Raw genomic sequence first — 24,899 nt, 5'->3', positions numbered from 1 at the left:
AAGCTTTATAAAAGCCTCCTTTTCTATTTATCTAGTGTTAATGAATTCATCATTTTTTGTCTGATTTTGTAACTTTCATCTGACAGTGTTTTGTATGGGTAACTTAATTTTTCTATTAAATTGCTCTCTGGGTAAAGCTCCTCATCTTCTAGCAACGCTTTAGGAAGTAGAGCCATTGCGGCATCATTTGGTGTTGTTATGTAGACATCCACTGAATTTAAAGCGGCTATTTTCGGGGTGTTTAGAAAATTAACAAATTCAATGGTTGCCGCAGTAGTCATTTTTTTTGCGGGAAAGCTTAGACAGTCGACCCACAGCATGGAGCCTTCTTTTGGAATGGTGTATACCCAGTCATCTTGCCCTGTTTGCGTTATTATTTCTTCAACATCACCTGAAAATGCCAATGTCATGGCCATTTTACTCTTATTTTTAAATTCAGAGACATAAGTAATGCCATATTTATACTCTAAAATATCAGGCTTCTGGTTTACTAGGATAGTATAGGCTTGTTTGAGGTCATCTAGATTATCTGTATTTGGATTTTTGCCAAGATAGAGTAAAGCGGTTTCAGTTAATGTTGTTGTATCTGTTTGTGCAACAATTTTTTCCTTAAACTCGTCACTTGGATAAAAAAAAGCTTCCCATGAAGTAATGTCTGTTTTTGCAACACTTGTTCTATAGGCTAATCCAGTGGTCCCCCAGCTGTAAGGAATACTGTAATCACCACAGCTATTGCGCCACCTTGAATTTAACTGTGATAGATTTTTTAAATTAAGAGAGGCGACTGGCTTTAAATAACCGCCTTCACCAAAAAGAGTTGCTCGTGAACTTTGAACCATTATCAAATCAAAAAAATTGGATTTTCCACTGTAGAATAAGGTGCCAATATTGTGATCGTTATCAAAATAAGTTTGGGTGACTGTATGTCCTGTTTTTTCCTCAAACAACTGAATTATTTTTGGGGATAGATAAGCTTCCCAGTTGTAAATACTGACATTAGCCGCAAAAAGGTTTCCTGATATACCGATATATACCGCAGGAGCAAAGAAAGTGCTGAGTTTAAAATATGGCAACATGGTCGATTCCATTACATGTTAGTACTCATCATAAAATAATAGTCATATTAAAAAGTGTAACAAACTTTTTCGTTTTTACTAGGACTATTGGTGAAGACGGTATGGAATCGCTTTGAAGTGTGGAGACAATCACTGACTATTTGAAAAAGAATGAATAAAGCGAGTCTAATATTATTATGCTTAAGTGTATAAAAAAGGGCCAGAAATCTGGCCCTTGATAATTACACTAACTTCCTACAATTAATCTTCATAACTTTCAATAGGAGGGCATGAACAAATTAAATTGCGGTCTCCGAACACATTGTCGACGCGAGCAACAGGTGGCCAGTATTTGCGTTCAGTAATCCAACTAAGAGGGTAAGCCGCTTCTTTGCGTGTATAGCTATGAGGCCATTCGCTAGCGAGCAGACTGTCGGCAGTATGTGGGGCATGAACGATAGGGTTGTCTTCTAATGTCCATTCACCGTTTTGCACTTTGCTGATTTCTTTACGAATCTGAATCATAGCATCACAGAAGCGATCAATTTCCTCTTGGTTCTCAGACTCGGTAGGCTCTATCATCAGTGTTCCAGCGACTGGGAATGACATCGTTGGTGAGTGGAAGCCAAAGTCAATTAATCTCTTGGCAATGTCTTCTTCAGAAATACCAGATTTTTCTTTAAGAGGGCGAATATCAATAATGCACTCATGAGCAACGGTACCGTTTGTGCCAGTAAATAGGATTGGATAATGCGCTTCTAATCGCTTAGCGACATAGTTGGCATTTAAGATAGCATGGAAAGTCGCCGATCTTAGGCCTTCATCCCCCATCATTTTCATATACATCCAAGTGATCACTAGAATGCTCGCACTGCCGTAAGGTGCGGCTGAGACGGCACCATTTTGAACATCGCTGACTAAGTCAAGCGCTGTAACAGGCTTTACAGAATGTCCTGGTAAAAAGGGCGCTAAATGAGATTTCACACCGATTGGACCCATACCTGGACCGCCGCCACCGTGAGGAATGCAGAATGTTTTATGTAAGTTAAGGTGAGATACATCACCACCAAACAAGCCTGGAGGCGCAATACCGACAACAGCATTTAAGTTTGCTCCATCGATATAAACTTGGCCACCAAACTTATGAACAATATCACATACTTCACGAATGGCTTCTTCGAAAACACCGTGTGTTGAAGGGTAGGTGGCCATTATACAACTCAGTTGATCCGCGTGTTTTTCTGCTTTAGCGGCCAAATCCTCAACATCTATATTGCCTTCATTATCACACTTAACAATCACTACCTTCATACCCGCGAGAGCAGCGGATGCTGGGTTAGTGCCGTGTGCAGAACTTGGGATTAAGCAAATGTTACGGTTATGGTCACCCCGGGATTTGTGGTAGCGGTCGATTGCAATCAATCCAGCATACTCACCTTGAGCACCTGAGTTTGGTTGTAATGACATAGTGTCATAACCAGTTGATTTGGATAACATTTCAACAAGTTCATCAAGCAGGGTTTGATATCCAGTTACTTGATTTTCTGGGGCGAATGGATGGATTCGACCAAATTCAGCCCATGTTACAGGAAGCATTTCTGACGCCGCATTTAGCTTCATGGTACAAGAGCCAAGTGCAATCATACTTTGGTTAAGCGCGATGTCTTTTACTTCGAGTTGATGCATGTAGCGCATTAATTCGGTTTCACTGTGATGAGTATTGAACACAGGATGAGTCAAAATATCATCTTGTCGAAGAAGATTATCGTTAAAACCGACACAGCCAGTAAAGCTTTCAACTTCTTCCAATGTCATTGTGAACCCAAAACATCGAGCTAGCTCAACCATGTCTTTTGTTTCAGTTGTTTCACTAAAAGAAATCGATATCTGAGAATCTGATAAACGATAAAAATTCATCAGTTTATCAGCGCCAGCTTGCATTATCTGATCGGTATTATCACCCGTCTCAATAACCAATGTATCAAAGTATGAGCTATTTAAGCTAAATCCACTTTTCTTAGCGGCTTCAGCAAAGCAGTGAGTTAAGCTTGCTACCCGATTCGCAATGCGCTTTAGACCTTTTGGTCCGTGATAAACGGCATAGAAGCCCGCCATCATGGCCAGTAACGCTTGAGCTGTACATATGTTGGATGTCGCTTTTTCACGACGAATGTGTTGTTCACGTGTTTGCATTGCCATACGCAAGGCTTTATTGCCGTGTCTATCAATGGATACACCAATAATACGACCAGGCATAGAACGCTTGTATGCATCTTTAGTTGCTAAGAAAGCAGCATGAGGGCCACCGAACCCCATCGGAACACCAAAGCGTTGACTCGAGCCAAATACAATATCCGCCCCCATTTCACCAGGTGATTTCAATAGCACAAGTGAAAGCAGGTCAACTGCAACGCTTACTAGCGCTTTCTGTTCATGGCACTTTGTGATAATGGGCGTTAAATCTTCAACAACACCGTCAGTTCCTGGGTATTGAACAATGGCGCCAAAAATATCGTGAGTTGATATATTTGCAACATTATCGATGACATACTCAATTTCAAGCATATCCGCTCGTGTTTTTACAACGTCTATTGTTTGAGGTAAGCAGTTATCAGCAATAAATAACAGGTTTGATTTCTTTTTATTTGAGCGAGCCATGAGAGTCATAGCTTCCGCTGCCGCCGTTGCTTCATCGAGCAAAGAGGCGTTTGAAATTTCCATTCCAGTTAAGTCAATGACAACCTGTTGGAAGTTTAATAACGCTTCTAAGCGCCCTTGAGAAATTTCAGGTTGATAAGGGGTATATGAAGTATACCAACCTGGGTTTTCTAATAAATTACGTAATATAGGAGAGGGCACTAAGGTGTCATGGTAGCCAAGGCCGATAAATGACTTCGCGATTTTATTCTTGGAAGCGATTGCTTTTAGTTGAGTCAGCGCTTCAATTTCTGTGACTGGTTGCTGGCTCATATCTAAAGTGTTTTGGCGAATTGCTTGAGGAATTGTCTTCTCAATTAATGCATCCAAGCTGTCGATGCCTAGAGCATTTAACATAGATTGCTTTTCGGCCTCATCAGGGCCAATGTGGCGAGCAATAAATTCATCGTTTCCAAGTAAATCACGAATGCACGAAGTCATGGTAGTTAAACACCTTTTTTTAAATTTGGGGGAGGCCTTACTTAAAAGAAAAGATTAAGTAAGGCTTTTGACTTAAGTCGTTGAGCGGCTTCTATATGAGGAAACCTTCAACTAACCTTTATTCAATGATCGCTTCATATCCAGTGGCATCTAATAGCGCGTCTAATTCAGATGCTTCACTCATTTTAATTTTGGCAATCCATGCACCTTCGAAAGGCGCATCGTTTATCATCTCTGGTTCGTCAGAAAGCGCTTCATTAACTTCAATGATCTCACCCGAAACTGGCGCATAAATATCAGAAGCCGCCTTAACAGATTCAACCAAGGAAAATTGTTCTGCTGCATTTACCTCTGTACCGACATCAGGAAGTTCAACGTAAACAACGTCACCTAATAATTCCTGTGCGTGATCTGTAATGCCTACAGTGACAGTGCCATCGCCATTATCAAGAACCCATTCATGTGATTCTGCGTATTTTAAATTTGCTGGGATATTGCTCATAATTTAGCCTCATTCAGTCGTCAGGAGCACTTTTTTAAAATCGTGTTCCTGACGGCGCATTTATTTAACGATAAAGTGGGAAACGCTTACATAAATCCATTACTTCACTGCGAACTCGAGCTTCAACTTCCGCATTGCCTTCAGGTTTCTCAATCAAGCCATCGAGTACATCGCTGATTAGGTGACCAACTTGACGAAACTCTGCTTCACCAAAACCGCGGGTTGTTGCAGCAGGTGTACCTAAACGAATACCAGAAGTAACCATTGGTTTTTCTGTGTCGAAAGGGATGCCATTTTTGTTACAAGTAATGCCTGCACGTTCTAATGCTTGGTCAACAACGTTGCCTTTTAGTCCTTTAGGACGAAGGTCAACAAGCATTAAGTGAGTATCCGTACCGCCAGTGACCACATCGCACCCGCGTTCAATCATAACAGCCGCAAGTGTTTGTGCGTTTTTAACGACTTGTTTAATGTAATCAGTAAACTCTGGGCGAAGCGCTTCTCCGAATGCAACCGCTTTACCCGCGATAACATGCATAAGAGGACCACCTTGATAGCCGGGGAAAACAGCAGAATTGATTTTCTTACCAATGTCTAAATCATTTGAAAGAATCATGCCGCCTCGAGGGCCGCGTAATGTTTTATGAGTAGTTGTTGTTACAATATGAGCGTGCTCAAGTGGTGATGGATGAACACCGGTCGCAACAAGTCCCGCAATGTGTGCCATATCAACCATTAGGTAAGCACCAACTTTATCCGCAATCTCTCTGAAACGCTTAAAGTCAATTGTGCGAGGTATTGCTGAACCACCAGCAATGATTAGCTTTGGTTTGCATTCGATTGCTTGTGCTTCTACAGCATCGTAATCAATATTTAATGTTTCTTTTGAAACACCGTACTGAACGGCATTAAACCATTTGCCAGATTGAGCAGGTGGCGCTCCGTGAGTTAAATGACCACCAGCAGAGAGAGACATGCCTAAAATGGTATCGCCTGGTTGCAAAAGAGCTAAAAATACGGCGCCGTTTGCTTGAGCCCCTGAATGTGGTTGAACGTTTACAAATTCACAGTTGAAAAGCTTCTTAGCTCTATCAATAGCAAGTTTTTCAGTAACGTCTACTTCTTCACAACCGCCATAGTAACGCTTTTCAGGGTAACCTTCAGCGTACTTGTTTGTTAGAACCGATCCTTGAGCCTGAAGCACGGCTTTAGACACAATGTTTTCAGACGCAATCAATTCAATACCCGTCTCTTGACGCTCGTTTTCTTTAACAAGAGTCGAGAACAGTTCAGCATCACTTTGGGATAAGTCTTGGCTGAAAAATATATCAGTATTAGACATTCGTAAATTTCCTCTCTATTTATTCAAGTACGCACAAGTGTGCAAAGTGGACCTGCATATAATATCACTTGCTTTGCTTTAAATAATGAAAAAAGATCAGTTTTTCTTGAGCTATAGTCATTATTAAACTGTGCTGCAATATTCAAATAGTAAAACAAAAGTTTCCGATTGGAAACAAGCTTTTTTTTAAATATTTTTATTTTTAATGATTTTTGCTTGTTAATTTGCAGATATAGCCTGTGTTTATTTGTCTGTTAAGGATTATTTAGTGCTTTCTCGCCTGCTTCAGAATGGGTACTTTGATGTATTCCAACTATTTTTTTCTTGTAATTTAGTGGTGAAAATAGTTACTCTGTTTCCGATTGGAAACAAAACTAAAGTTTATGGGGCGATATCATGAAAAAAACACCGTTATTTGATTTACATCTAGAAGCTGGCGCTAGAATGGTTGAGTTTGCGGGGTATGAAATGCCGGTTCAATATCCATTGGGTGTTAAAAAAGAACATTTGTGGGTACGTGAACACGCAGGGTTGTTTGATGTGTCGCATATGGGGCAGGTAATGCTGTCTGGTGACAGTGTTAAGCAAAAATTAGAAGGGATTTTACCTGTAGATGTCCTCGGTTTGGCGGAAGGCACACAGAGATATGGGCTTTTTACCACTGTTGATGGTGGAATTTCTGATGATTTAATGTTTGCGAATTGGGGAGAGCACGTTTTTGTTGTGGTTAACGCGTCCTGTAAAGAGCAAGACATTGAACATATGAAGGCCTCTTTGGTTGACTGCGTAGTTGAACCAATAGAAGACAGAGCGTTATTAGCATTACAAGGACCATCAGCTAGGTCTGTTATGTCGAATTTGGTGCCAGAAGTGGTTGATATGGTGTTTATGCAGAGCAAAAAGTTCAACTGGGAAGGGGTTGAAATTTGGGTGAGTTGCTCTGGTTACACTGGAGAAGATGGGTATGAAATATCGGTACCTTCTGACCATGCCGTTGCATTTTCAAACACCTTACTTGAGTCGTCAGAAGTTGAATGGATTGGCTTAGGAGCACGAGATTCACTTCGTTTAGAAGCGGGTTTGTGTCTTTACGGTCATGATATTACTGAGTCAACGACCCCTGTAAGTGCTTCCTTGAATTGGGCGATACAAAAAGTTCGCCGTACCGGTGGTGATCGTGCAGGTGGTTTCTTGGGTGATGATAAGATTTTACCTGAATTCGATCAAAAGCCAGCTTTAAAGCGCGTTGGTTTTATTGTTGATGGTAAAGCGCCTGTTAGAGAGGGTGTTGAAATTGTCAATTCGGACGGTGCTGTTGTTGGTAACGTGACCAGTGGCGGTTTTTCACCTTCTTTATCTGTGCCTATAGTAATGGCCTATGTTAAGTCTGAATTGTTGGAAGCCGATTTATATGCGGTTGTTAGAGGAAAAAATATCCCACTGAAAAAAACAGTCATGCCTTTCGTGCCAAGCCGTTATTATAGAGGCTAAGCCTAGTTGCACAGGTTTCAGTTGGTATAATACTAAATTTAATAAGACCTTAAGTGGAATCACTTAAGGTTTTTTTATAGGTAAATTCTATTAACTATGGAATAATTGCTGCTTTTAAGCGTGGGAAAGAGTGCTTGCCATTAACAAGTTAATAGACTGTTTTAATGACTGTTTTAAAAATGAGTTCAATGTGATTTTGGTTGGAGGGGCTGAAGAACCTCTTTACACGCCTATTGAAAATAATGATGTGCCAGCGAAAATTTATTTTCGATTAGATTATGTTTCAAGTGCATTGCATGAAATTAGTCATTGGTGTATTGCTGGTCATGATCGGTTAAAGATGGAAGATTATGGGTATTGGTATGAAACCGATAGTCGAACGCTTGAGATGCAGAAAAAATTTGAGTCAGTCGAGGTCAAACCTCAGGCCGTTGAAATGGCTTTTCATAAAGTACTGGGTCTGCCTTTTAGGGTCAGTGCGGATAATATGAGCCTGATTGACTACGATACGTCACATTTTGAAGAAGCTGTACAGCAGCAATTCTATCAGTATTTAGAGATAGGCTTTCCAGTAAGGGCTCAAGCCTTTTGTGAATATTTACTGAAATATCAAGAGATTAATAAATCGTTATATGAGTATCTTAAATAAAAATTTACGCATTGTTGCTGATGAGAATATGCCAAAAGTAAGAGAATTGTTTGCAGATTTTGGTGAAGTCACTCTTGTTGATGGAAGAAAGTTAACAAATCAACAGGTCATTGATGCTGACGTATTGTTGGTGCGATCAGTAACTAAAGTAAATGAATCTCTATTAAAAGGTTCCTCGGTAAAATTCGTTGGAACCGCAACCATTGGCGTTGATCATGTTGATAAGTCTTACTTGCAGTCAAATGGCATCGGTTTTGCTAGCGCTCCTGGTTGTAATGCAAATGCAGTGGCTGATTATGTTGTTAGCTCTTTGTGTTATTTACATTCAAATAAAGGTATCGACTGGCTAAACAAAAAAATTGGTGTAATTGGATTTGGTAATGTTGGGTCAACCGTTTATAACAGATTAGATATGGCTGGTTGTGATCTTGTCGCGTATGATCCATTTAAAGCAAATATTGAGGGTGTGAATTTCACGAGTCTGAAACGCGTAATGCAATGCGATATTATTTGTTTGCATGCGCCTCTCACACGAGATGGAACTAACCCAACTTATCATATGCTAAACCGAGATACGTTGGCCTACTTATCAGCCAATGCGTGCATTATTTCTGCAGGACGAGGTGGTGTTGTTGATGAGGTGGCGTTGTTATCTCGACATGTTGAATTGGATTCTAGGCTTAGTTTGGTCTTTGATGTTTGGGAAAACGAGCCAGCTATTTCATCTGAAACCTTATCCCTAGTAGATATAGCGACTCCGCATATTGCAGGTTACAGCAAGCAGGGTAGAGAAATGGGTACGTTAATGATATTTAAAGCGTTTTTAGATCACTTTAATATCGATACATCAAATAACGATGAAGAATCTATTTCAAAAGGGTATATTTCATCTATAGTAACCAGTCGTGATGACTGGGATTTAGATGTTATCTCTAAAGTTGTACACTCGATATATGATGTGATGAGGGACGACAGCTATATGAGGTCAGCTTATAAACGCCCCGCTCAAAAGAAAGTGCCATTTGATAATTTGCGGAAAAACTATATTGAGCGTGATGAACTAAATACATGTCACGTTGGTAACAATAACATTTTTACGGCACTAGGTTTTTCTAGTCGTACTGAATAAAGAAGGTGTCATGGCTGAGCTAATTGAATCTCAATTAAACGATCTGAGTATAAACCTTGGGGAAAAAGCCCAGATAGAGTTTATCTCTCCCCCATCAAGGCATATGGTAAAGATAATTGGGTTTATTCCTAGCCGCTCTCTCATCGTTTCTTGTCCAAAAGTAAATGGTAAAAATATTATTGTTCGTGACAGTCAAGTGGTTAATGTGCGACTCATGTTAAATACTTCTGTTTCAGCCTTTTCAAGCAAAATTGCCAAAAGTTATTTAGAGCCTGCGCCTCATTTACATATCGCCTATCCTAGGCAAGTTGAAACGTCTGTAGTACGTCAAGCAATGAGAATAGAAACAAAGTTAATATGCACCTTAGACGTTTTACCGGATGATGCTAATAGTATTACAACACCTTCAAACGGTATTGTGATTGATTTGAGTGTTGGGGGGATAAAACTGATTTCAAAGGAGGATATAGGCTCGGTCAATTCAGTGATGAAAATGGCCGTCAATATTAAGGTTGCAGGTTACCCGCAGCTACTAAAGCTTGATTGTGAAATACGAGCTCAGGAAATACAAATGCTTGATCAAGTTCAGGCCAGTATAGTTGACAATGATTTTCTAGGGAGGATGGGGGCTGAGTATTTTTTTGTTTACGGCGTAAGGTTTATTAATATGACAAAAGAAGCGGCTATTATTTTAACGGCGTTTATTCTGGAAAAGCAGAAATACAATTTATAATTATTCTTATTTAAAATTAAAGCAGTCTCTCTTGTTTCAAAAAGACTGCTTTTTAGTGCGTAATGTACCAAGTGACTATAAGGATTTCAGTGCTTGAATGCGATCATCTAGCGCTGGGTGGCTTGATAATAGATGCCCTAATGTCGGTTTTTTTCCTTGTCGTATGCCAAATGCCAACATTGATTCAGGCATATGGGACGCTTCATGCTCTTGCTTTAAGCGAACTAATGCGGCAATCATAGCACTCTTACTGACAAGCTCAGCACCAGCCTTGTCGGCCTTGAACTCGCGATAGCGAGAGAACCACATAACGATCATCGAGGCTAAAATTCCAAATAGAATCTCAAAAATAAAGGTGGCTATATAGTATCCCCAGCCAGGTGAGCTTTCTTCGTTGTCGTTGCGTCTTAGGAATTGATCAACAGCATACCCTGCGATACGAGCGAAGAACATGACAAAGGTATTAACAACACCCTGAATCAAGGTTAGAGTGACCATGTCGCCGTTAGCTACATGGCCAATCTCATGACCTAAAACCGCCTCTATTTCATCTGGAGAAAAACGATCTAACATTCCGCTAGAGACAGCGACTAAGGCGGCATTTTTGTTCCAGCCTGTGGCAAAGGCATTGGCGTCATGACTTGGGAATACAGCCACGTCAGGCATGGATATACCCGCTTTCTTAGAAAGCTTTTCCACTGTTGTTAACAGCCAAGCTTCTTTGTGATTACTAGGCTCTTTTATGACCACGGCTCTGGAGCCCATTTTCGCCATCATTTTTGATAGGAATAGGGAGATGAAGCTGCCGACAAAGCCGAATACGGCACAAAAAACCAGTAAAGAAGTGAGGTTTAATCCAGTGCTGGAAATATATCTCTCAACACCTAATACACTTAAAACAATACTGGCTACAATAATAACGGCCATATTTGTTGCTAAGAACAGTAGTATGCGCATTTTAACACTCCAAAGTTTGACAAGTTAGTTGCATCATAGTGTTTATCTAGGGGGATTCAAGTAAGAGATATGTAAAAAAACCTTACAAAGGGGGCGGTATATATGAGGAGGGTGGCTGTGGCAACGTAGATAGATAATGGCACTACTTACTTAATCGGTAGTGCCAATAGCATTGAGTTGTTCTAGTTAGTTTGGCTTATTTTAATAAAGCACGAATGTTTGAGTCATTTAGTAGGCGATTAACGGTTTGACCGGCTAATTTATTTAGCGTTTTTTCTACGTCTTTTTGGTCCGGTAGGGAACCATACTCATCTGTTACTTCTGAGCCGTAGTTGGCGGAATAAGTTTGGTTGCTACTTTTTAACGTGGCTTTTAAATTGAATTTAATCTTAGCGATGGTTTTTAATGCCTGCGTAGTTGTTGTATAGCTTAGTTGAGTTACATTAACGGTGAGGACGTTCGCTGGTGGCTCTCCTTTCTCCAAGTCATAACCTAGTTCTGTCAGCCCCTGTGCAATTTTCAATTTAATGCTTTCTGCAACTTCGTTACTAATAAAGACATCAGCATGTTCATTAATAGCGGTATCAATGGAGCCAATTTTATTGTCTAGGTAATTGGTTACTTTGATTTTTATTGGGTGACTATTTGAAAGTTGCGCGGACTTTAGTTCAATAGAAGGATCTAAATTTATGTAATGTGTGGTGTTAGCACAGCCAATAGTTGTAAATAGCGCAACAGACAGAGCTGTACTATAAATGATCTTTTTAAGCATATTATGACTCCAGGAAGCCTCTTCAATGAGAGAATTGATAAAAAACCCAATTACTTTAGCAGAAAATTAAAAAAACTGTTGATTTTCAGGCTAGTAACAGTAATATACGCACCCGCTCACACAGCAATATTTATTTGTTGTCCCATTCGTCTAGAGGTCTAGGACACCGCCCTTTCACGGCGGTAACAGGGGTTCGAACCCCCTATGGGACGCCATTATTATACGGCATTGGCTATATAATACGATGTAAAGTGTGTGAATGAAATGCGGGAATAGCTCAGTGGTAGAGCACAACCTTGCCAAGGTTGGGGTCGCGAGTTCGAGCCTCGTTTCCCGCTCCAGTTTGTTACTGATAATATTGAACGTTGGTTTGATGTTGTCGAAACCTAGAAATAGGTTGTTGCGTCCCATTCGTCTAGAGGTCTAGGACACCGCCCTTTCACGGCGGTAACAGGGGTTCGAACCCCCTATGGGACGCCATTATTACTGATTTACGGCTGCGGCGGTAAATATGAATGCGGGAATAGCTCAGTGGTAGAGCACAACCTTGCCAAGGTTGGGGTCGCGAGTTCGAGCCTCGTTTCCCGCTCCAGTTTGTTACTGATAATATTGAACGTTGGTTTAATGTTGTTGAAGCCTAGAAATAGGTTGTTGCGTCCCATTCGTCTAGAGGTCTAGGACACCGCCCTTTCACGGCGGTAACAGGGGTTCGAACCCCCTATGGGACGCCATTAATACTCATTTACAGCTACGGCGGTAAAGGTGAATGCGGGAATAGCTCAGTGGTAGAGCACAACCTTGCCAAGGTTGGGGTCGCGAGTTCGAGCCTCGTTTCCCGCTCCAATTTGTTACTGATATCGTTAAGTATTGGCTTAGTGTTATCGAAACCTAGAAATAGGTTGTTGCGTCCCATTCGTCTAGAGGTCTAGGACACCGCCCTTTCACGGCGGTAACAGGGGTTCGAACCCCCTATGGGACGCCATTATTACTGATTTACGGCTACGGCGGTAAAAGTGAATGCGGGAATAGCTCAGTGGTAGAGCACAACCTTGCCAAGGTTGGGGTCGCGAGTTCGAGCCTCGTTTCCCGCTCCAATTTGTTACTGATATCGTTAAGCATTGGCTTAGTGTTATCGAAACCTAGAAATAGGTTGTTGCGTCCCATTCGTCTAGAGGTCTAGGACACCGCCCTTTCACGGCGGTAACAGGGGTTCGAACCCCCTATGGGACGCCATTATTACTGATTTACGGCTACGGCGGTAAAGGTGAATGCGGGAATAGCTCAGTGGTAGAGCACAACCTTGCCAAGGTTGGGGTCGCGAGTTCGAGCCTCGTTTCCCGCTCCAATTTGTTACTGATAACGTTGAGCATTGGCTTAGTGCTATCGAAACCTAGCAATAGGTTGTTGTGTCCCATTCGTCTAGAGGCCTAGGACACCGCCCTTTCACGGCGGTAACAGGGGTTCGAACCCCCTATGGGACGCCATTTATATAGAAGTCATTTCAATTTGTGAAATGCATCGTACGTCCCATTCGTCTAGAGGTCTAGGACACCGCCCTTTCACGGCGGTAACAGGGGTTCGAACCCCCTATGGGACGCCATTTATTTGCGTTACACTAAGCTGTCGCAACTAAATAAAGCATCGTGTTAATGGCTACATTTCTTAATTACTCACCTAGTCAATCCATTTCTTTGTCGGATAGAAGTATCGCTTACGGTGATGGTCTATTTGAAACTATCCTTGTCTCAAGCAAACGTCTGCACAATATAGATGACCACCTAAATAGATTAATGCGTGGCTGTTTTAAACTGTCGTTGCAATTTAATTATGAAGATCAGCAAAAGCTTGTTACGTTTCTTAATGCTCTGGCGCTTACTTATGATACGCCACACGTATTTAAAGTAATTGTTACTCGAGGAGAGGGTGGGAGAGGGTATTTGCCTAATCACGATATTCTCCCTAATGTCATAGTCTCCACCTCAACCGCGCCTGATTTCTCAAAAATCCGATCGAAAGGCGTGTCTCTTGGTGTGTCGTCGGTGCCTTCAACAATGAATCGCTACCTCGCAGGCATGAAGCATCTCAATAGGTTAGAAAATGTGATGGCAAAAAACGCTCTTAGCGAATGTTGTTTTGAAGATGTTATGTTGGATGATAATAACTATTTGGTAGAGTGTATTCAAAGTAATGTTTTTTGGTTTAAAGATGGGGTCTTAAAAACGCCAATATTGGATAAAGGAGGTGTCCAAGGAACCATGCGAAGTCAAGTAATAAGCCGACAAATGATGCATCCAGTTGAAGTGGGTCGATATAGAGTAAAAGAATTAGAGAGTGCGGAAGAGATTTTTATTACAAATAGCTTAATGGGGGTTGTCCCGGTTACGAATTTTATTGGACAATCGTTTCCAATCGGTATGAATACCCGTAAAATCAAAGCCCTATTGAATTATTGAGTTAGGTTGTACATGTCTGTAATAAAATGGTTGTGGCGTTTGTTATTAATGGCAATTACTTTGATGGGTTTATTGGCTGGAGGTTTGTATTATGGAATTACTCAGCCTCTCATGATTGATGAACCCATTATTTATGAAGTAAAGCCAGGATACACCGCTACTAGGATAGGTTCTCAGATGGAAGCGAGAGGGTGGATATATAACGCTCTGTTAATGAGAGTAGCCGCTCGATTAAACCCTCACTGGGTTTCTAAAGTAGGTGAGTACGAAATAACGCCTCAAATGAATATTTTAGATCTGTTGGCTAAGCTTGATTCTGGCGATGCTATTCATTACAAAGTAACGTTGCTTGAAGGTAATACAACGCAGGAGTTTCTTGATACTTTAGCTCAAAAAGGCAATGTGGACATGACGTTGAGTGGTTTGTCTAATATTGAACTATCTAGAAAGTTAAATTTGCCGTATCCGAATGCTGAAGGTCTCTTTTTTGCTGATACCTATCAGTACTATAAAGGCGATACAGACGAGGCTATTTTACGTAGAGCACATCGAAAACTCATGGCGGAGCTTGAGCGTTTATGGGCAAGCAAAGATAAATTCACTCCTTTAGCAAGTGCGTATGAAGCACTTATATTAGCGTCTATTATTGAGAAAGAAACCGGAGATGCGTCAGAAAGACCCATTATTTCTAAGGTATTTGTGAATCGTTTAAAGCGTAATATTAGGCTACAAACGGATCCAACGGTAATTTATGGTTTAGGAAGTGACTTTGATGGCAACCTAACTCGGGCTCATTTAAGAAAGAAAACACCTTATAACACCTATACAATATTTGGTTTGCCACCTACACCTATTGCGAATGTGGGCAAAGAGTCCATTGAGGCCGCAGCTAAGCCTGGCGAGACGGACGCATTGTATTTTGTTGCTAAGGGTGATGGCACCCATGTTTTTTCTCGAACATTAAGAGAGCATAATAACGCCGTTGCTAAGTATCAACGCTATCAGCGTCGGGCAGACTATACCTCTTCACCTCAATAAGAATGATTGGATTACTAACTATATGAAAGGTAAATTTATTTCTTTGGAAGGCGGTGAAGGAAGTGGTAAGTCGACCAGTCTTTCTTACATATTGTCATGGCTTGAAGAGAAAAGCATTCCATTTATCACCACTCGGGAACCTGGAGGAACACCTCTGGCCGAAGAAATTCGTTCTTTGGTTCTCAGCGAAAGAGCCGAGAAGGTTCACGATTTAACTGAGTTATTGTTGGTTTTTGCGGCTAGAGCTCAGCATATTAATGAAAAGATTAAGCCTGCTATTGAGTCCGGTGTCTGTGTTGTCTCTGATCGTTTTGTTGACTCTTCTTTTGTTTATCAAGGCGTGGCAAGGCAAGGAGATTTAAAAAAAATCTCAGCTTTAGCGGAGTGGGTGGTCAGTGACTGCCTTCCGGATAAGACAATTTTATTGGATGTGCCCGTTACAATTGGTTTATCTAGGGTTCAATTAAGAGAGGAGCATGCTAATCGGCTAGACAAAGAGTCAATATTGTTCCACGAACGGGTTCGATCAGGGTTTATGGCAAGAGCGAAAGCGGATAAAGACCGTTTTGCTGTAATTGACGCGAGCCAATCACTTGATTTGGTTCTGGAACATATTGATGGGGTGCTCGCCAATACATTTAATTTTGGTAAACGTTGATGTTATTACCGTCATGGTTGCAAAAAGAATATCATCAACTTGTTGCCTTAAAGCAAGCGCAAGCCTTATCTCATGCCATACTGATTATTGGCCCTCAGGGTGCGGGTCAAGAAAAACTCTCCGAACAATTATCAATTGATTTAATGTGTGAACGCTCATCAAGTGCATGCGGTGTGTGCCATTCTTGTGAGCTTATGAAAGCCAATACGCACCCTGATTTTTATTGCGTAGATGGCCGTAATGACAGTATTAAAGTGGACCAAATCCGCACATTGAGCAAGCAGGTCTCACAAAAATCCCAAGTAGGCAGTACAAAAGTATTGCATATGATGCATGTACAAAATATGAATGTAAATGCTTCAAATGCCTTGCTTAAAATATTGGAAGAGCCACCTTCTGGCACTTTTTTCTTACTCACCGCATTCCAAGCCGCCAGTTTACTGCCAACGATTCGAAGTCGTTGCCTTTTGGTAAATTTGCCAACCCCAACTTTACAAGAAGTGAGTCAATGGCTTGCTGAACGTTATCCGGATAAAAACCTTACCTCGCTTTTTTGGTTATCCCAGCAGGCTTATGAGCTTGCTGAACTAACTGATTCAGGTAAAGATGCGTTTTATTTTGATTTTCCGGCTTCGCTGCAAGCTTGCATAGACTCTCCGTCAGCATTAGTGAGCTTATTGAAGGGAGTAGATACTAAAAATGTACTGAGTTACATAAAAGCAACGCAGGCATTATGCCATCAAAGTGTGCTCTTTTCTGTTTCATGCGATCGCCGTGAGGAGCATGCAGCGCTGTATGAGAAGATGATTACACGATTTGGCGTTCATAAGCTGCTGTCTACTTATGAATCATTACAATTATTAAAAGACAGCTTAGGGCGCACAAATTTAAATGCACCAATGCAATTTAAACATCAAATAAACAAATGGTTTAGCTAATTTATGTTAATCGATACTCATTGTCACCTAGACAAGTTGGACTTGACTCCTTATGACGGAAATTTAAACCTTGCACTTAATGCGGCCGCTTGTGCTGGCGTAAAGCAGTTAGTGAGTATTTCTGTTGATTTAGAAGGCTTGCCGAGCCTATTGGAATACACAAAAAGAGAGGGTGTTTACGCGTCTGCGGGGGTGCATCCTCTGCATACTGAAGGTTTATTGGTAGACGACAAGTCCTTAATTGAGTTTGCGCAGTTTGATAAAGTGATCGCCATTGGTGAAACGGGGTTGGATTATCATTACGAAACGGACAAACGGATTCATAAATCTCAACAAGATAGTTTTGCGTTGCATTTATCCGCGGCTGGCAAACTTGATTTGCCTGTGATTGTTCATACGAGAGAAGCCAGATCGGATACTATTAATCTTATTAAAGAATACGGAAACCTTGAATCCGGTGGTGTGCTTCATTGTTTTACTGAATCCTATGAAATGGCGAAACAAGCCTTAGATGAAAATTATCTTATTTCCATTTCAGGTATTGTGACGTTTAGAAATGCCGAAGCGCTAAGAGAGGTGGTGAAAAAATTACCGCTAAATCGTTTGTTAATCGAAACGGACTCTCCTTATTTAGCGCCAATTCCTCATAGAGGAAAGAAAAACGAGCCTAAGTATGTGGTGGATGTCGCGCAATTTATTGCGGATATCAAAGGCGTGCGTTACGACGAGTTATTAGAGATTACGGCGGCTAACTTCTATGGGCACTTTAAGCGTGCCTCGGCTGTTAATACCCTTAAGTCAATAGGTTAAATACAGCCTAGTGGCACCAGAGAATGATGTAATATAAAACAGGCTTCAGTGCTATATAGTGGCCAGTCAGTTATATTGGATCAAATACAAGATTGATATTTATTCGAGACAGTTACTTTTCTTTTGAGTAATTGTTCGTAATGACTTAGGAAGATAATGAATGACATTTACGGTAAGCCCTCTTTCAGTTGACAAATTATGTGCAAAAGTTCCCATGTCCCACCTTGAATTTTCAACGCTTTCTGAGCTTGATCCGTTAAACGGTATTCTAGGCCAAGAGCGTGCCGTTGAAGCCATTCAATTCGGTGTCGCCATGCAAAGGCCTGGATACAATATCTACGCGATGGGTGACTCTGGAACAGGACGATCATCTTATGTGATGAGCTATTTGAAAGGAGAAGCAAAACGTCAAGGGTCACCCCAAGAGTGGACTTACGTTCATAATTTTGATGACAGTCGCTCACCAAAAGCCATTGAATTTGCGCCGGGGCAGGCAAAAGTGTTTGAAGACCATTTAAAAGAGGTCATCGACGGGTTAATGGTCAGTTTTCCGGCGGCTTTTGAAAACCCTACTTATCAGCAGCAAAAAAGCGCGATAGATCGTGAGTTTAATGAGCTCTATGAATCAGCGATTAATAAAGTTGAAAAAGAATCGGTAAAAATTGGCGTGGCGATGTATCGCGACGCCTCTTCTGTCAGTTTTGCTCCCATGAGAGAAGGTAAGGCGCTAGAGGATCATGAGTTTGCGGCCTTATCCGATGATGAGCGTGACTACTTTCAAGAGGGGGTTTCTCAGCTAGAGCAGAGGTTAAATAATGAGTTGCTGATTTTGCCTCAATGGAAGCGTACCACCTACGAAAAACATAAACTACTGAATCTAGAAACAGTAAAAGAAGCCCTTGATCCTTTTATGCAGCCATTGTTTGACCATTATAGTGAAAATCCTGCTGTCTTAGCGTATCTAAATTCAATGCGCGAAGATTTAGATAAAAACATTATTGATCAAATGGTTGACGATAAAGTAACAGACAGTCGGGATGATGCTGGAAGGCGTCAGGCTTATGAAGAACTTTATTTGCCCAATGTGGCGGTGACACATCAAGTGGATGGTGGGATGCCGGTTGTCTATGAGGCACATCCCACCTATAGAAACCTCTTTGGTCAAGTTGAGTACAGCAGTGATCAAGGGATGCTAATTACCAATCATCGTTTAATTCGATCTGGTAGTCTGCATGCCGCTAATGGCGGTTATCTTATTCTGGATGCCGAAAAGCTGCTAACGGATCATTATTTGTGGGAAGCACTAAAGCGTGCTTTAAAAAGTAAGACCTTAAAAATCGAGCACCCTTATTCTGATTTAGGGCTAACGAATACAACCACCTTAGCACCAGAAGACATTCCTTTAAAAGTAAAAGTAGTGCTTATTGGTTCGCGTGAAATCTATTATCTGTTGCAGGATGCGGATCCAGATTTTCAAGATATGTTTCGTGTGTTGGTTGATTTTGACGATACCTTAAAACGTAATAAAGAGTCAGAAATGGCCTTTTCACGCTTGTTAAATGATCGTGTTTTAAAGGAAAACTACGCCGACGTTACTCAGGCCGGTGTGGCAACATTAATCGAGTACAGCAGTCGTTTGGCAGAGCATCAAAAAGAGATGTCGGCGCGTATTGGCGATGTGTTTGAGTTATTAGGTGAGGCGGATTTTATTCGTCAACTTGCTAAAGACGACCTCACTACTGATATCCATATCAAACGCGCATTAAAGGCGAAAAAACACCGCACGGGTCGTGTGAGTGAAAAAATTATTGAAGAAATTGTCGATGGCACGGTTTTACTTGAAAGCGATGGTATTGCGGTCGGTAAAATAAACGGGTTGACTGTGATGCAAATTGGAGACAGTAGCTTTGGCGCACCGGCGAGGATTTCGACAACGGTCTATCCTGGTGGAAAAGGAATCATTGATATCGAGAGAGAGTCCAATCTTGGGCAGAATATTCACTCAAAAGGCGTGTTAATTCTGTCAGGTTACTTAGGTAACAAATACGCTCAAAAATTTCCTTTAGATATATCGGCGTCTATCGCAATGGAGCAGAGTTATGGCTATGTCGACGGCGACAGTGCGTCAACGGCCGAATTGTGTTGTTTGTTATCCGCTCTAGTTCAAGTCCCATTACGACAAGATTTGGCGATCACTGGATCATTGAATCAATACGGTGAAGTGCAGGCTATCGGTGGCGTAAATGAAAAAATCGAAGGCTTCTTCAACGTTTGTAATGCCAGAGGACTGACAGGGACTCAAGGGGTCATTATCCCTAAGTCTAATGCCAATAATTTGATGTTATCAGATGAAATATTAGACGCCGTATCGGCAGGCAAGTTTTCAATTTATTTAATAGCCACCGCCGATGAAGCGCTTGCATTACTGACAGGTATTGAAGCAGGTGTGGTTAATGCTGAAGGGGACTACCCAGATGGAAGTATTAATGCTCGTGTGATACAAAAACTAGAAGAAATATCTAAGCTTGGTGAAGAAGAAGAGAGTGAAGAGGGCGAGGAGGAAGAAAAACCAGACACAAAAGATGGTAAATCCGCTCGTTAATAAAAGCGAATGAGTTATTTTTTGCTTAGGGATCATAAGTGCGCCGATTTTAGACGAAGGACTTATGATCTCTAGTATTTTCCGTTTGTACGCTTGATTAAAGTCGCGTTACAGTCGGCATTTACATGAGCAAAAACGGTGTAATATAAGTTTTGTGATTTAATGTAGCTTGCTACTTCTTTTATGCCGCTTGGATGGTGCTTTTTTAGTACTTTTCCAGGTAAAAAAACCTCACCAGGTAAGAGTTCCAATGCCTTTTCATTTGATGATTTTATGCTATCTAAGTCACGACATTCAGCAGACACATTGCTTGCCATGAGCAGTGATATAAAGCATGTGATGGTAATTTTTATTGGCATAAGGAAAAGTGGCCTACTGATTGTGCTTAATGAATAACGCCTATTGTCGATAAAGTGAAGCACTTTTACCATAAAAAAGCCGTCCTTCTTATTAAAATGGTCTGTTTTTGCAAAAGAGTCGTAAAGAAAGTTAACTTATTTAAGTTGCTAGTTTAGATTCTATTAATATTCATTGGAGAGTGATTTGTTTATGTTACCGTTTAAAGCCCTGCTTGCTGCCTCCGCAATTGCGGTTTCCCTGAGTGCGCCTGTGTATGGACATGGACATGGAGATTGTCATGATACAAAACTGCATAATTACATGGAAGACATGAAGACTGATTTAAAGTCTTTGTCGTTTGAAATTCGATCCGGAAATACTGAGAATGCGTTAACCAGAATCGATTCGATTCGTCAAAACTTAACCTTATCTAGAAGTGAGACACCTTATCTCTTGAAGGAAAAAACACTTTCAGCTGAAGAACTGTCGCAACGTATGGCTGATTACCAGAAAGTAATCGATGATACTTCAAGTGTTTTCAATAAACTAAAAGTGGCCGTGTCGGAGAATGATCAAGACTCAGTTAAGAGTTTGGTTAAAGAAGTCGGTAAATTGCGTAAAATAGGGCATCGCACTTTCCAGTTCGAGTGTTAAATTAACGCTGAAACAGCAGAAATATTTTTGATCCGTCAAAGTTCAGTGACTGTGCTGCCTAAGGCTGCTACAATTTACCCGCAATAGAGTGAGGAAATCATGGCACGATCAAAAAAAACGCGAACAATGCGTGGAAAACTCGGTAAAACCGGCACGAAAGAAATGATGAAAGAGCAGCGTAAAGCTCAAAAATCAAAAGAGCCGCGACGCTTCCATGTAAAAAAATCACAGTTACGTAAAGAGCAAGCTCAAAAGAAATTATCTCGATTAGGTTTGTTGCCTGATGTTGCAGAAGCAAAACCGGCAATCAGGCCAAGACGATTTACTTTTGTAGCACCCGCTACCGAAGTGACCGTTGAAGAGGCTCTTGCTCAAGATGACTCTTCAACTGAAGAATTAACAACGAATGATTTAATGAATGCATTCTCTGAAACCTATTAAGGTTTAAAGAGCGCGATGGTTGTTTCAAGCGTTAATGTTTAAAAGAGGCTGCATTTGCAGCCTTTTTTATTGTTTTTTTTACTGTAAAACATTTGTTTTAAAGAGATACATCATGAATTTAAAAGCGTTTGTTCCCATGTCAAGTGTCCGTTTTTTGCTGAAGGCCCTTGAAGATCAGGGAGTTGATAGCGCAGGATTATTGTCGACATTAGATATATCTAAAGAAGATATTGAGTTTGGCAGTTCCTTCCCCGCTCATAAGTATGGACTCTTGTATCAACATATTATGTTTTTGGTTCAGGACGAGTCTTTTGGCATGTTAAGTGGTGGAAAGATACCTAATGGAACCTTTAGAATGATGTGCTTGTGCATTATTCATGCTCGTTCTCTCGCCCATTCATTATATCGTTGCAGTGATTTTTATGAAATTTGTCGCGGACCAAGCATAAAGCCGGTGTTAATTAAAAAAGGCCGATATGCCATGGTCACCTTCGCGCCATTAGATTCCGCATCAGAGGGAGACGTTGAGGCGTTGATGAACACAGAGTCACAAGATCGTCTTCGAACCACGCTGTCCATGTGGCATCACTTTATTAGCTGGCTCATTGGGCGACGATTATCACTAAAAGCCGCGTATTTTACTTGTCAGCGCCCAGATGACCTTGATTATTACAAGACCCTCTTTCAATCTGAAGTAAAATTTAATCAACACGCCAATGCCTTGGTTTTTCCTTCCAGTTATTTAGATTTACCTGTGGTTCAAACAGAGGAAAGCCTCAGGGGATTTTTAAAAACAGCGCCTTACCAATTGCTGGTGATGGTCGATAATGACAACAGCTTGAAATCGCAAGTTATGTCTATGTTAGGAAAAGACTTTTCTAGAGACGTATTAAGTGCTGATGAAGTGGCTTCTGCATTGAATATGAGTGTTTCTACATTACGTAGAAGGCTAAATGAAGAGAAAACCTCTTATCAACAGATAAAAGACGAATGTCGTAAAGAAGCTGCGATTACTTATATGAATGCGCCTCAATTAAGCATCAGCGACATAGCTCAATTAATGGGGTTTGATGAGCCCTCCGCCTTCTTTCGTTCTTTTAAAAAATGGACAGGGGTAACGCCTGGTGAATACAGAAAAAATGAAGAATACTTAAAATTTGAGAAAGGCTTTAAAGAAGTGAGTAAAGGGTAAATACGTCTAAAATACTTATGTGATTGTTTTTGTCATTGATTTAGAGGAAATGTGTTATTGAGTGAAATGGTCAAGAAGGGGATTATATTAGCCAATTATATGCTTTTAATCGGTATTAATCGGAGAATAAAAAATGAGCGATTACCGTTACCCTCTTAATGATATTACTTTTAGCTTACAGCAGGTTGCAGGCTTCTCTCGTGTCAATGCTTTGCGTTCAGATGAAGTGTCTGAAGATTTAGTTGATGCCATTCTGAATGAAGCCGGCAAATTGTGTGAACAGGTTATTGCACCTATTAATCATTCTGGTGATCAAGAAGGCTCCCGCATAGTCAACGGTTCTGTTCATGAAGCAAAAGGCTTTAAAAAGGCGTTTAAATCCTATGTGGAAGGGGGCTGGGGCTCGCTTTCAGGTGCAGAAGAATATGGAGGACAAGGGTTGCCTTTTGCGTTATCCGCTGCCGTCAGTGAAGGCGTACAAGCGGCTAACTTAGCGTTTTCTCTTTGCCCTTTACTCAATCAAGGTGCCATTGAAGCCATTGAAACTCATGCCAGTAATGAACTTAAAGAAACCTACCTACCTAAAATGATCAGTGGTGAATGGGTAGGCTCTATGAACCTTACAGAACCTGCCGCGGGTTCTGATTTAGCCGCTATTCAGACGAAAGCCATCCCTGAAGACAAACATTATCGTTTATTTGGTCAAAAAATCTTCATTACATGGGGAGACCATCAGATGACGGATAATATTATTCATCTTGTGTTAGCTCGTCTCCCTGACGCACCTGAAGGGGTGAAAGGTATTTCATTATTTATTGTGCCTAAGTTCTTGCTAGATGAAGCGGGTAACCCAACCACGTGCAATGATGTTGTGCCTGTTTCTGTAGAAAAGAAACTTGGGATTCACGCATCGCCAACTTGTGTTATGAGTTTCGGTGATAACGAAGGCGCGATCGGTTACCTTGTAGGGGAAGAGAATCGAGGCTTAATGGCTATGTTTACTATGATGAACAATGCTCGCCAAGGTGTTGGTTTACAAGGTTTAGCTATTTCAGAAAGAGCTTACCAACAGGCGCTGGAATACGCTCAAGAGCGGAAACAAGGCGTCGCTAAAGATCGTTCCAAAAAAGCCAGCATCATTGAGCATCCAGATGTGCTAAGGATGCTTATGACAATGAAAAGCCAAATTGATGCTATGCGCTCACTTGTTTACAGTGCGGCCGTAGAAATCGACCTGGCTAACTTAACGGAAGGAAAGGAACAGGCGAACCACAATGAACGCAATGGTATTTTGACTCCTATCGTCAAAGGTTGGATCACTGAGCAAGCTCAAGAAATCACATCTTTAGCCATTCAGGTCCATGGTGGTGTAGGCTTTATTGAAGAGACTGGCGTAGCTCAACATGCAAGAGATGCTCGTATACTGCCTATTTATGAAGGCACAAACGGTATTCAAGCATTGGATTTGATTGGACGGAAACTGCATGCGGATCAAGGTAAAGGGATGTCACGGTTACTAGCAGACATAGAGAGTGAATTAACTTCTATTGAAACAGAAACGACATTGCCTGATGTAATGAATAATATTAGCCTTGTTAGAAAGTCACTTAACGAATTGGATAACGCGCAAAAAGAATGTTTAAAATACATGAATGAAGACCCTGTTAATGCAACAGGATCAGCGTATTCTCTAATGATGTTAATGGGTTACACCATTGGTGGTTGGTTACAAATTAAAGCGCAATCCAAAGTGTCATCATCAAGTGTAATGTCTGATATACAAAAATCATCTTGGAATCAGTCCGTTAATTTTTATTGTAAGCACATATTACCTCGCACAAACAGCTATTATCAGGCTATTATGTTTAGTAGTACAACAATATCAGATTTGTCCTTATCCAGTTTTAGTCGATAGTTTTGGCTGTGTGGCGATGAGGGTTAGCAGTATGGCTTGTATTATAAAAATAATAGGTCTACAAAAGTTTTAGATTTTGCCAGTTTCGGAG

General features: G+C 41.0%; 21 protein-coding genes and 12 tRNA genes. 26 read left to right on the top strand and 7 right to left on the bottom strand.

Features of this window, described 5'->3' with window-relative positions:
• Positions 1–23: 23 nt before the first annotated feature.
• From IEZ33_RS09860 to glyA, 4 genes are all read right to left on the bottom strand, one after another.
• Positions 24–1,076 carry an ABC transporter substrate-binding protein gene (locus IEZ33_RS09860; protein ID WP_191603464.1) on the bottom strand — a complete coding sequence of 351 codons (1,053 nt, stop codon included), beginning with the start codon at positions 1,074–1,076 and terminating at the stop codon, positions 24–26.
• A 240-nt stretch (positions 1,077–1,316) separates the two neighbouring features.
• Positions 1,317–4,193 carry an aminomethyl-transferring glycine dehydrogenase gene (gcvP, locus tag IEZ33_RS09855; RefSeq protein WP_191603463.1) on the bottom strand — a complete coding sequence of 959 codons (2,877 nt, stop codon included), beginning with the start codon at positions 4,191–4,193 and terminating at the stop codon, positions 1,317–1,319.
• 118 nt (positions 4,194–4,311) lie between these two features.
• Positions 4,312–4,695, bottom strand: a complete 384-nt coding sequence (gene gcvH / locus IEZ33_RS09850; protein WP_191603462.1) for a glycine cleavage system protein GcvH — start codon at positions 4,693–4,695, stop codon at positions 4,312–4,314.
• A gap of 64 nt (positions 4,696–4,759) precedes the next feature.
• Entirely contained in the window at positions 4,760–6,037 is a 1,278-nt protein-coding gene (gene glyA, locus IEZ33_RS09845; RefSeq protein ID WP_191603461.1) for a serine hydroxymethyltransferase, read from the bottom strand.
• Between the two features lie 396 nt (positions 6,038–6,433).
• On the opposite strand from glyA, the gene gcvT reads away from it, so the two are divergent.
• The 4 genes from gcvT to IEZ33_RS09825 all read left to right on the top strand — a co-directional run bounded on the left by gcvT (position 6,434) and on the right by IEZ33_RS09825 (position 10,039).
• Positions 6,434–7,528, top strand: a complete 1,095-nt coding sequence (gcvT, locus tag IEZ33_RS09840) for a glycine cleavage system aminomethyltransferase GcvT (RefSeq protein WP_191603460.1) — start codon at positions 6,434–6,436, stop codon at positions 7,526–7,528.
• A 130-nt stretch (positions 7,529–7,658) separates the two neighbouring features.
• Positions 7,659–8,177, top strand: a complete 519-nt coding sequence (locus tag IEZ33_RS09835; RefSeq protein WP_191603459.1) for an elongation factor P hydroxylase — start codon at positions 7,659–7,661, stop codon at positions 8,175–8,177.
• The gene (locus IEZ33_RS09830) at positions 8,161–9,306 is read left to right on the top strand and encodes a 4-phosphoerythronate dehydrogenase (RefSeq protein WP_191603458.1); all 1,146 of its coding nucleotides are present in this window, start codon (positions 8,161–8,163) and stop codon (positions 9,304–9,306) included. The genes IEZ33_RS09835 and IEZ33_RS09830 overlap by 17 nt, the downstream gene beginning before the upstream one ends.
• A gap of 10 nt (positions 9,307–9,316) precedes the next feature.
• Positions 9,317–10,039 carry a flagellar brake protein gene (locus tag IEZ33_RS09825; RefSeq protein ID WP_191603457.1) on the top strand — a complete coding sequence of 241 codons (723 nt, stop codon included), beginning with the start codon at positions 9,317–9,319 and terminating at the stop codon, positions 10,037–10,039.
• A gap of 75 nt (positions 10,040–10,114) precedes the next feature.
• Here IEZ33_RS09825 and htpX read toward each other — a convergent pair whose 3' ends face one another.
• Together htpX and IEZ33_RS09815 are read right to left on the bottom strand one after the other, a co-directional pair.
• Complete coding sequence (htpX, locus tag IEZ33_RS09820) at positions 10,115–10,996, bottom strand: protease HtpX (protein WP_191603456.1); 882 nt, start codon at positions 10,994–10,996, stop codon at positions 10,115–10,117.
• Between the two features lie 196 nt (positions 10,997–11,192).
• The gene (locus IEZ33_RS09815) at positions 11,193–11,768 is read right to left on the bottom strand and encodes a YajG family lipoprotein (RefSeq protein ID WP_191603455.1); all 576 of its coding nucleotides are present in this window, start codon (positions 11,766–11,768) and stop codon (positions 11,193–11,195) included.
• Positions 11,769–11,907: 139 nt separating this feature from the next.
• Between IEZ33_RS09815 and IEZ33_RS09810 the strand changes: the two genes are divergently transcribed.
• From IEZ33_RS09810 to IEZ33_RS09725, 18 genes are all read left to right on the top strand, one after another.
• Positions 11,908–11,983 (top strand) — tRNA-Glu (locus tag IEZ33_RS09810).
• Positions 11,984–12,034: 51 nt separating this feature from the next.
• Positions 12,035–12,109, top strand: a tRNA-Gly gene (locus IEZ33_RS09805).
• A gap of 63 nt (positions 12,110–12,172) precedes the next feature.
• A tRNA-Glu gene (locus IEZ33_RS09800) sits at positions 12,173–12,248 on the top strand.
• A 37-nt stretch (positions 12,249–12,285) separates the two neighbouring features.
• Positions 12,286–12,360, top strand: a tRNA-Gly gene (locus tag IEZ33_RS09795).
• A 63-nt stretch (positions 12,361–12,423) separates the two neighbouring features.
• Positions 12,424–12,499 (top strand) — tRNA-Glu (locus IEZ33_RS09790).
• Between the two features lie 37 nt (positions 12,500–12,536).
• Positions 12,537–12,611, top strand: a tRNA-Gly gene (locus IEZ33_RS09785).
• 63 nt (positions 12,612–12,674) lie between these two features.
• Positions 12,675–12,750, top strand: a tRNA-Glu gene (locus IEZ33_RS09780).
• Between the two features lie 37 nt (positions 12,751–12,787).
• A tRNA-Gly gene (locus IEZ33_RS09775) sits at positions 12,788–12,862 on the top strand.
• Between the two features lie 63 nt (positions 12,863–12,925).
• Positions 12,926–13,001, top strand: a tRNA-Glu gene (locus tag IEZ33_RS09770).
• Positions 13,002–13,038: 37 nt separating this feature from the next.
• Positions 13,039–13,113, top strand: a tRNA-Gly gene (locus tag IEZ33_RS09765).
• A gap of 63 nt (positions 13,114–13,176) precedes the next feature.
• Positions 13,177–13,252, top strand: a tRNA-Glu gene (locus IEZ33_RS09760).
• Positions 13,253–13,292: 40 nt separating this feature from the next.
• Positions 13,293–13,368: transfer RNA gene (locus tag IEZ33_RS09755), tRNA-Glu, on the top strand.
• Positions 13,369–13,417: 49 nt separating this feature from the next.
• Positions 13,418–14,221 (top strand): aminodeoxychorismate lyase, encoded by an 804-nt coding sequence (gene pabC, locus IEZ33_RS09750; RefSeq protein ID WP_191603454.1) that lies wholly within the window; start codon positions 13,418–13,420, stop codon positions 14,219–14,221.
• Between the two features lie 12 nt (positions 14,222–14,233).
• Positions 14,234–15,259, top strand: a complete 1,026-nt coding sequence (mltG, locus tag IEZ33_RS09745; protein WP_191603453.1) for an endolytic transglycosylase MltG — start codon at positions 14,234–14,236, stop codon at positions 15,257–15,259.
• 22 nt (positions 15,260–15,281) lie between these two features.
• Positions 15,282–15,917, top strand: coding sequence for a dTMP kinase (tmk, locus tag IEZ33_RS09740; protein WP_191603452.1), 636 nt, complete (start codon positions 15,282–15,284; stop codon positions 15,915–15,917).
• Positions 15,917–16,855 (top strand): DNA polymerase III subunit, encoded by a 939-nt coding sequence (locus IEZ33_RS09735; protein ID WP_191603451.1) that lies wholly within the window; start codon positions 15,917–15,919, stop codon positions 16,853–16,855. Before tmk ends, IEZ33_RS09735 begins: the two co-directional genes overlap by 1 nt.
• A gap of 3 nt (positions 16,856–16,858) precedes the next feature.
• On the top strand, positions 16,859–17,665 hold the full coding sequence (locus IEZ33_RS09730) for a TatD family hydrolase (protein ID WP_191603450.1): 807 nt from the start codon (positions 16,859–16,861) through the stop codon (positions 17,663–17,665).
• A 160-nt stretch (positions 17,666–17,825) separates the two neighbouring features.
• Positions 17,826–20,267, top strand: a complete 2,442-nt coding sequence (locus tag IEZ33_RS09725) for a Lon protease family protein (RefSeq protein WP_191603449.1) — start codon at positions 17,826–17,828, stop codon at positions 20,265–20,267.
• A gap of 71 nt (positions 20,268–20,338) precedes the next feature.
• Here IEZ33_RS09725 and IEZ33_RS09720 read toward each other — a convergent pair whose 3' ends face one another.
• Positions 20,339–20,698 (bottom strand): hypothetical protein, encoded by a 360-nt coding sequence (locus tag IEZ33_RS09720; RefSeq protein ID WP_240009680.1) that lies wholly within the window; start codon positions 20,696–20,698, stop codon positions 20,339–20,341.
• Between the two features lie 118 nt (positions 20,699–20,816).
• On the opposite strand from IEZ33_RS09720, the gene IEZ33_RS09715 reads away from it, so the two are divergent.
• The 4 genes from IEZ33_RS09715 to IEZ33_RS09700 all read left to right on the top strand — a co-directional run bounded on the left by IEZ33_RS09715 (position 20,817) and on the right by IEZ33_RS09700 (position 24,808).
• Positions 20,817–21,260: a cytochrome b562 gene (locus IEZ33_RS09715; protein WP_240009696.1), complete on the top strand. Its 444-nt coding sequence runs from the start codon at positions 20,817–20,819 to the stop codon at positions 21,258–21,260.
• Positions 21,261–21,359: 99 nt separating this feature from the next.
• Positions 21,360–21,701 carry a hypothetical protein gene (locus tag IEZ33_RS09710; protein WP_191603447.1) on the top strand — a complete coding sequence of 114 codons (342 nt, stop codon included), beginning with the start codon at positions 21,360–21,362 and terminating at the stop codon, positions 21,699–21,701.
• Positions 21,702–21,813: 112 nt separating this feature from the next.
• Positions 21,814–22,893: an AraC family transcriptional regulator gene (locus IEZ33_RS09705; RefSeq protein WP_191603446.1), complete on the top strand. Its 1,080-nt coding sequence runs from the start codon at positions 21,814–21,816 to the stop codon at positions 22,891–22,893.
• A 133-nt stretch (positions 22,894–23,026) separates the two neighbouring features.
• Positions 23,027–24,808: an acyl-CoA dehydrogenase family protein gene (locus IEZ33_RS09700; RefSeq protein ID WP_191603445.1), complete on the top strand. Its 1,782-nt coding sequence runs from the start codon at positions 23,027–23,029 to the stop codon at positions 24,806–24,808.
• Positions 24,809–24,899 lie beyond the last annotated feature (91 nt).

Source organism: Marinomonas algicola, assembly GCF_014805825.1.
GTDB classification, from domain to species: domain Bacteria; phylum Pseudomonadota; class Gammaproteobacteria; order Pseudomonadales; family Marinomonadaceae; genus Marinomonas; species Marinomonas algicola.
Note: the sequence above shows the minus strand (reverse complement) of the source record. Positions and strands in the feature narration are given on the sequence as shown.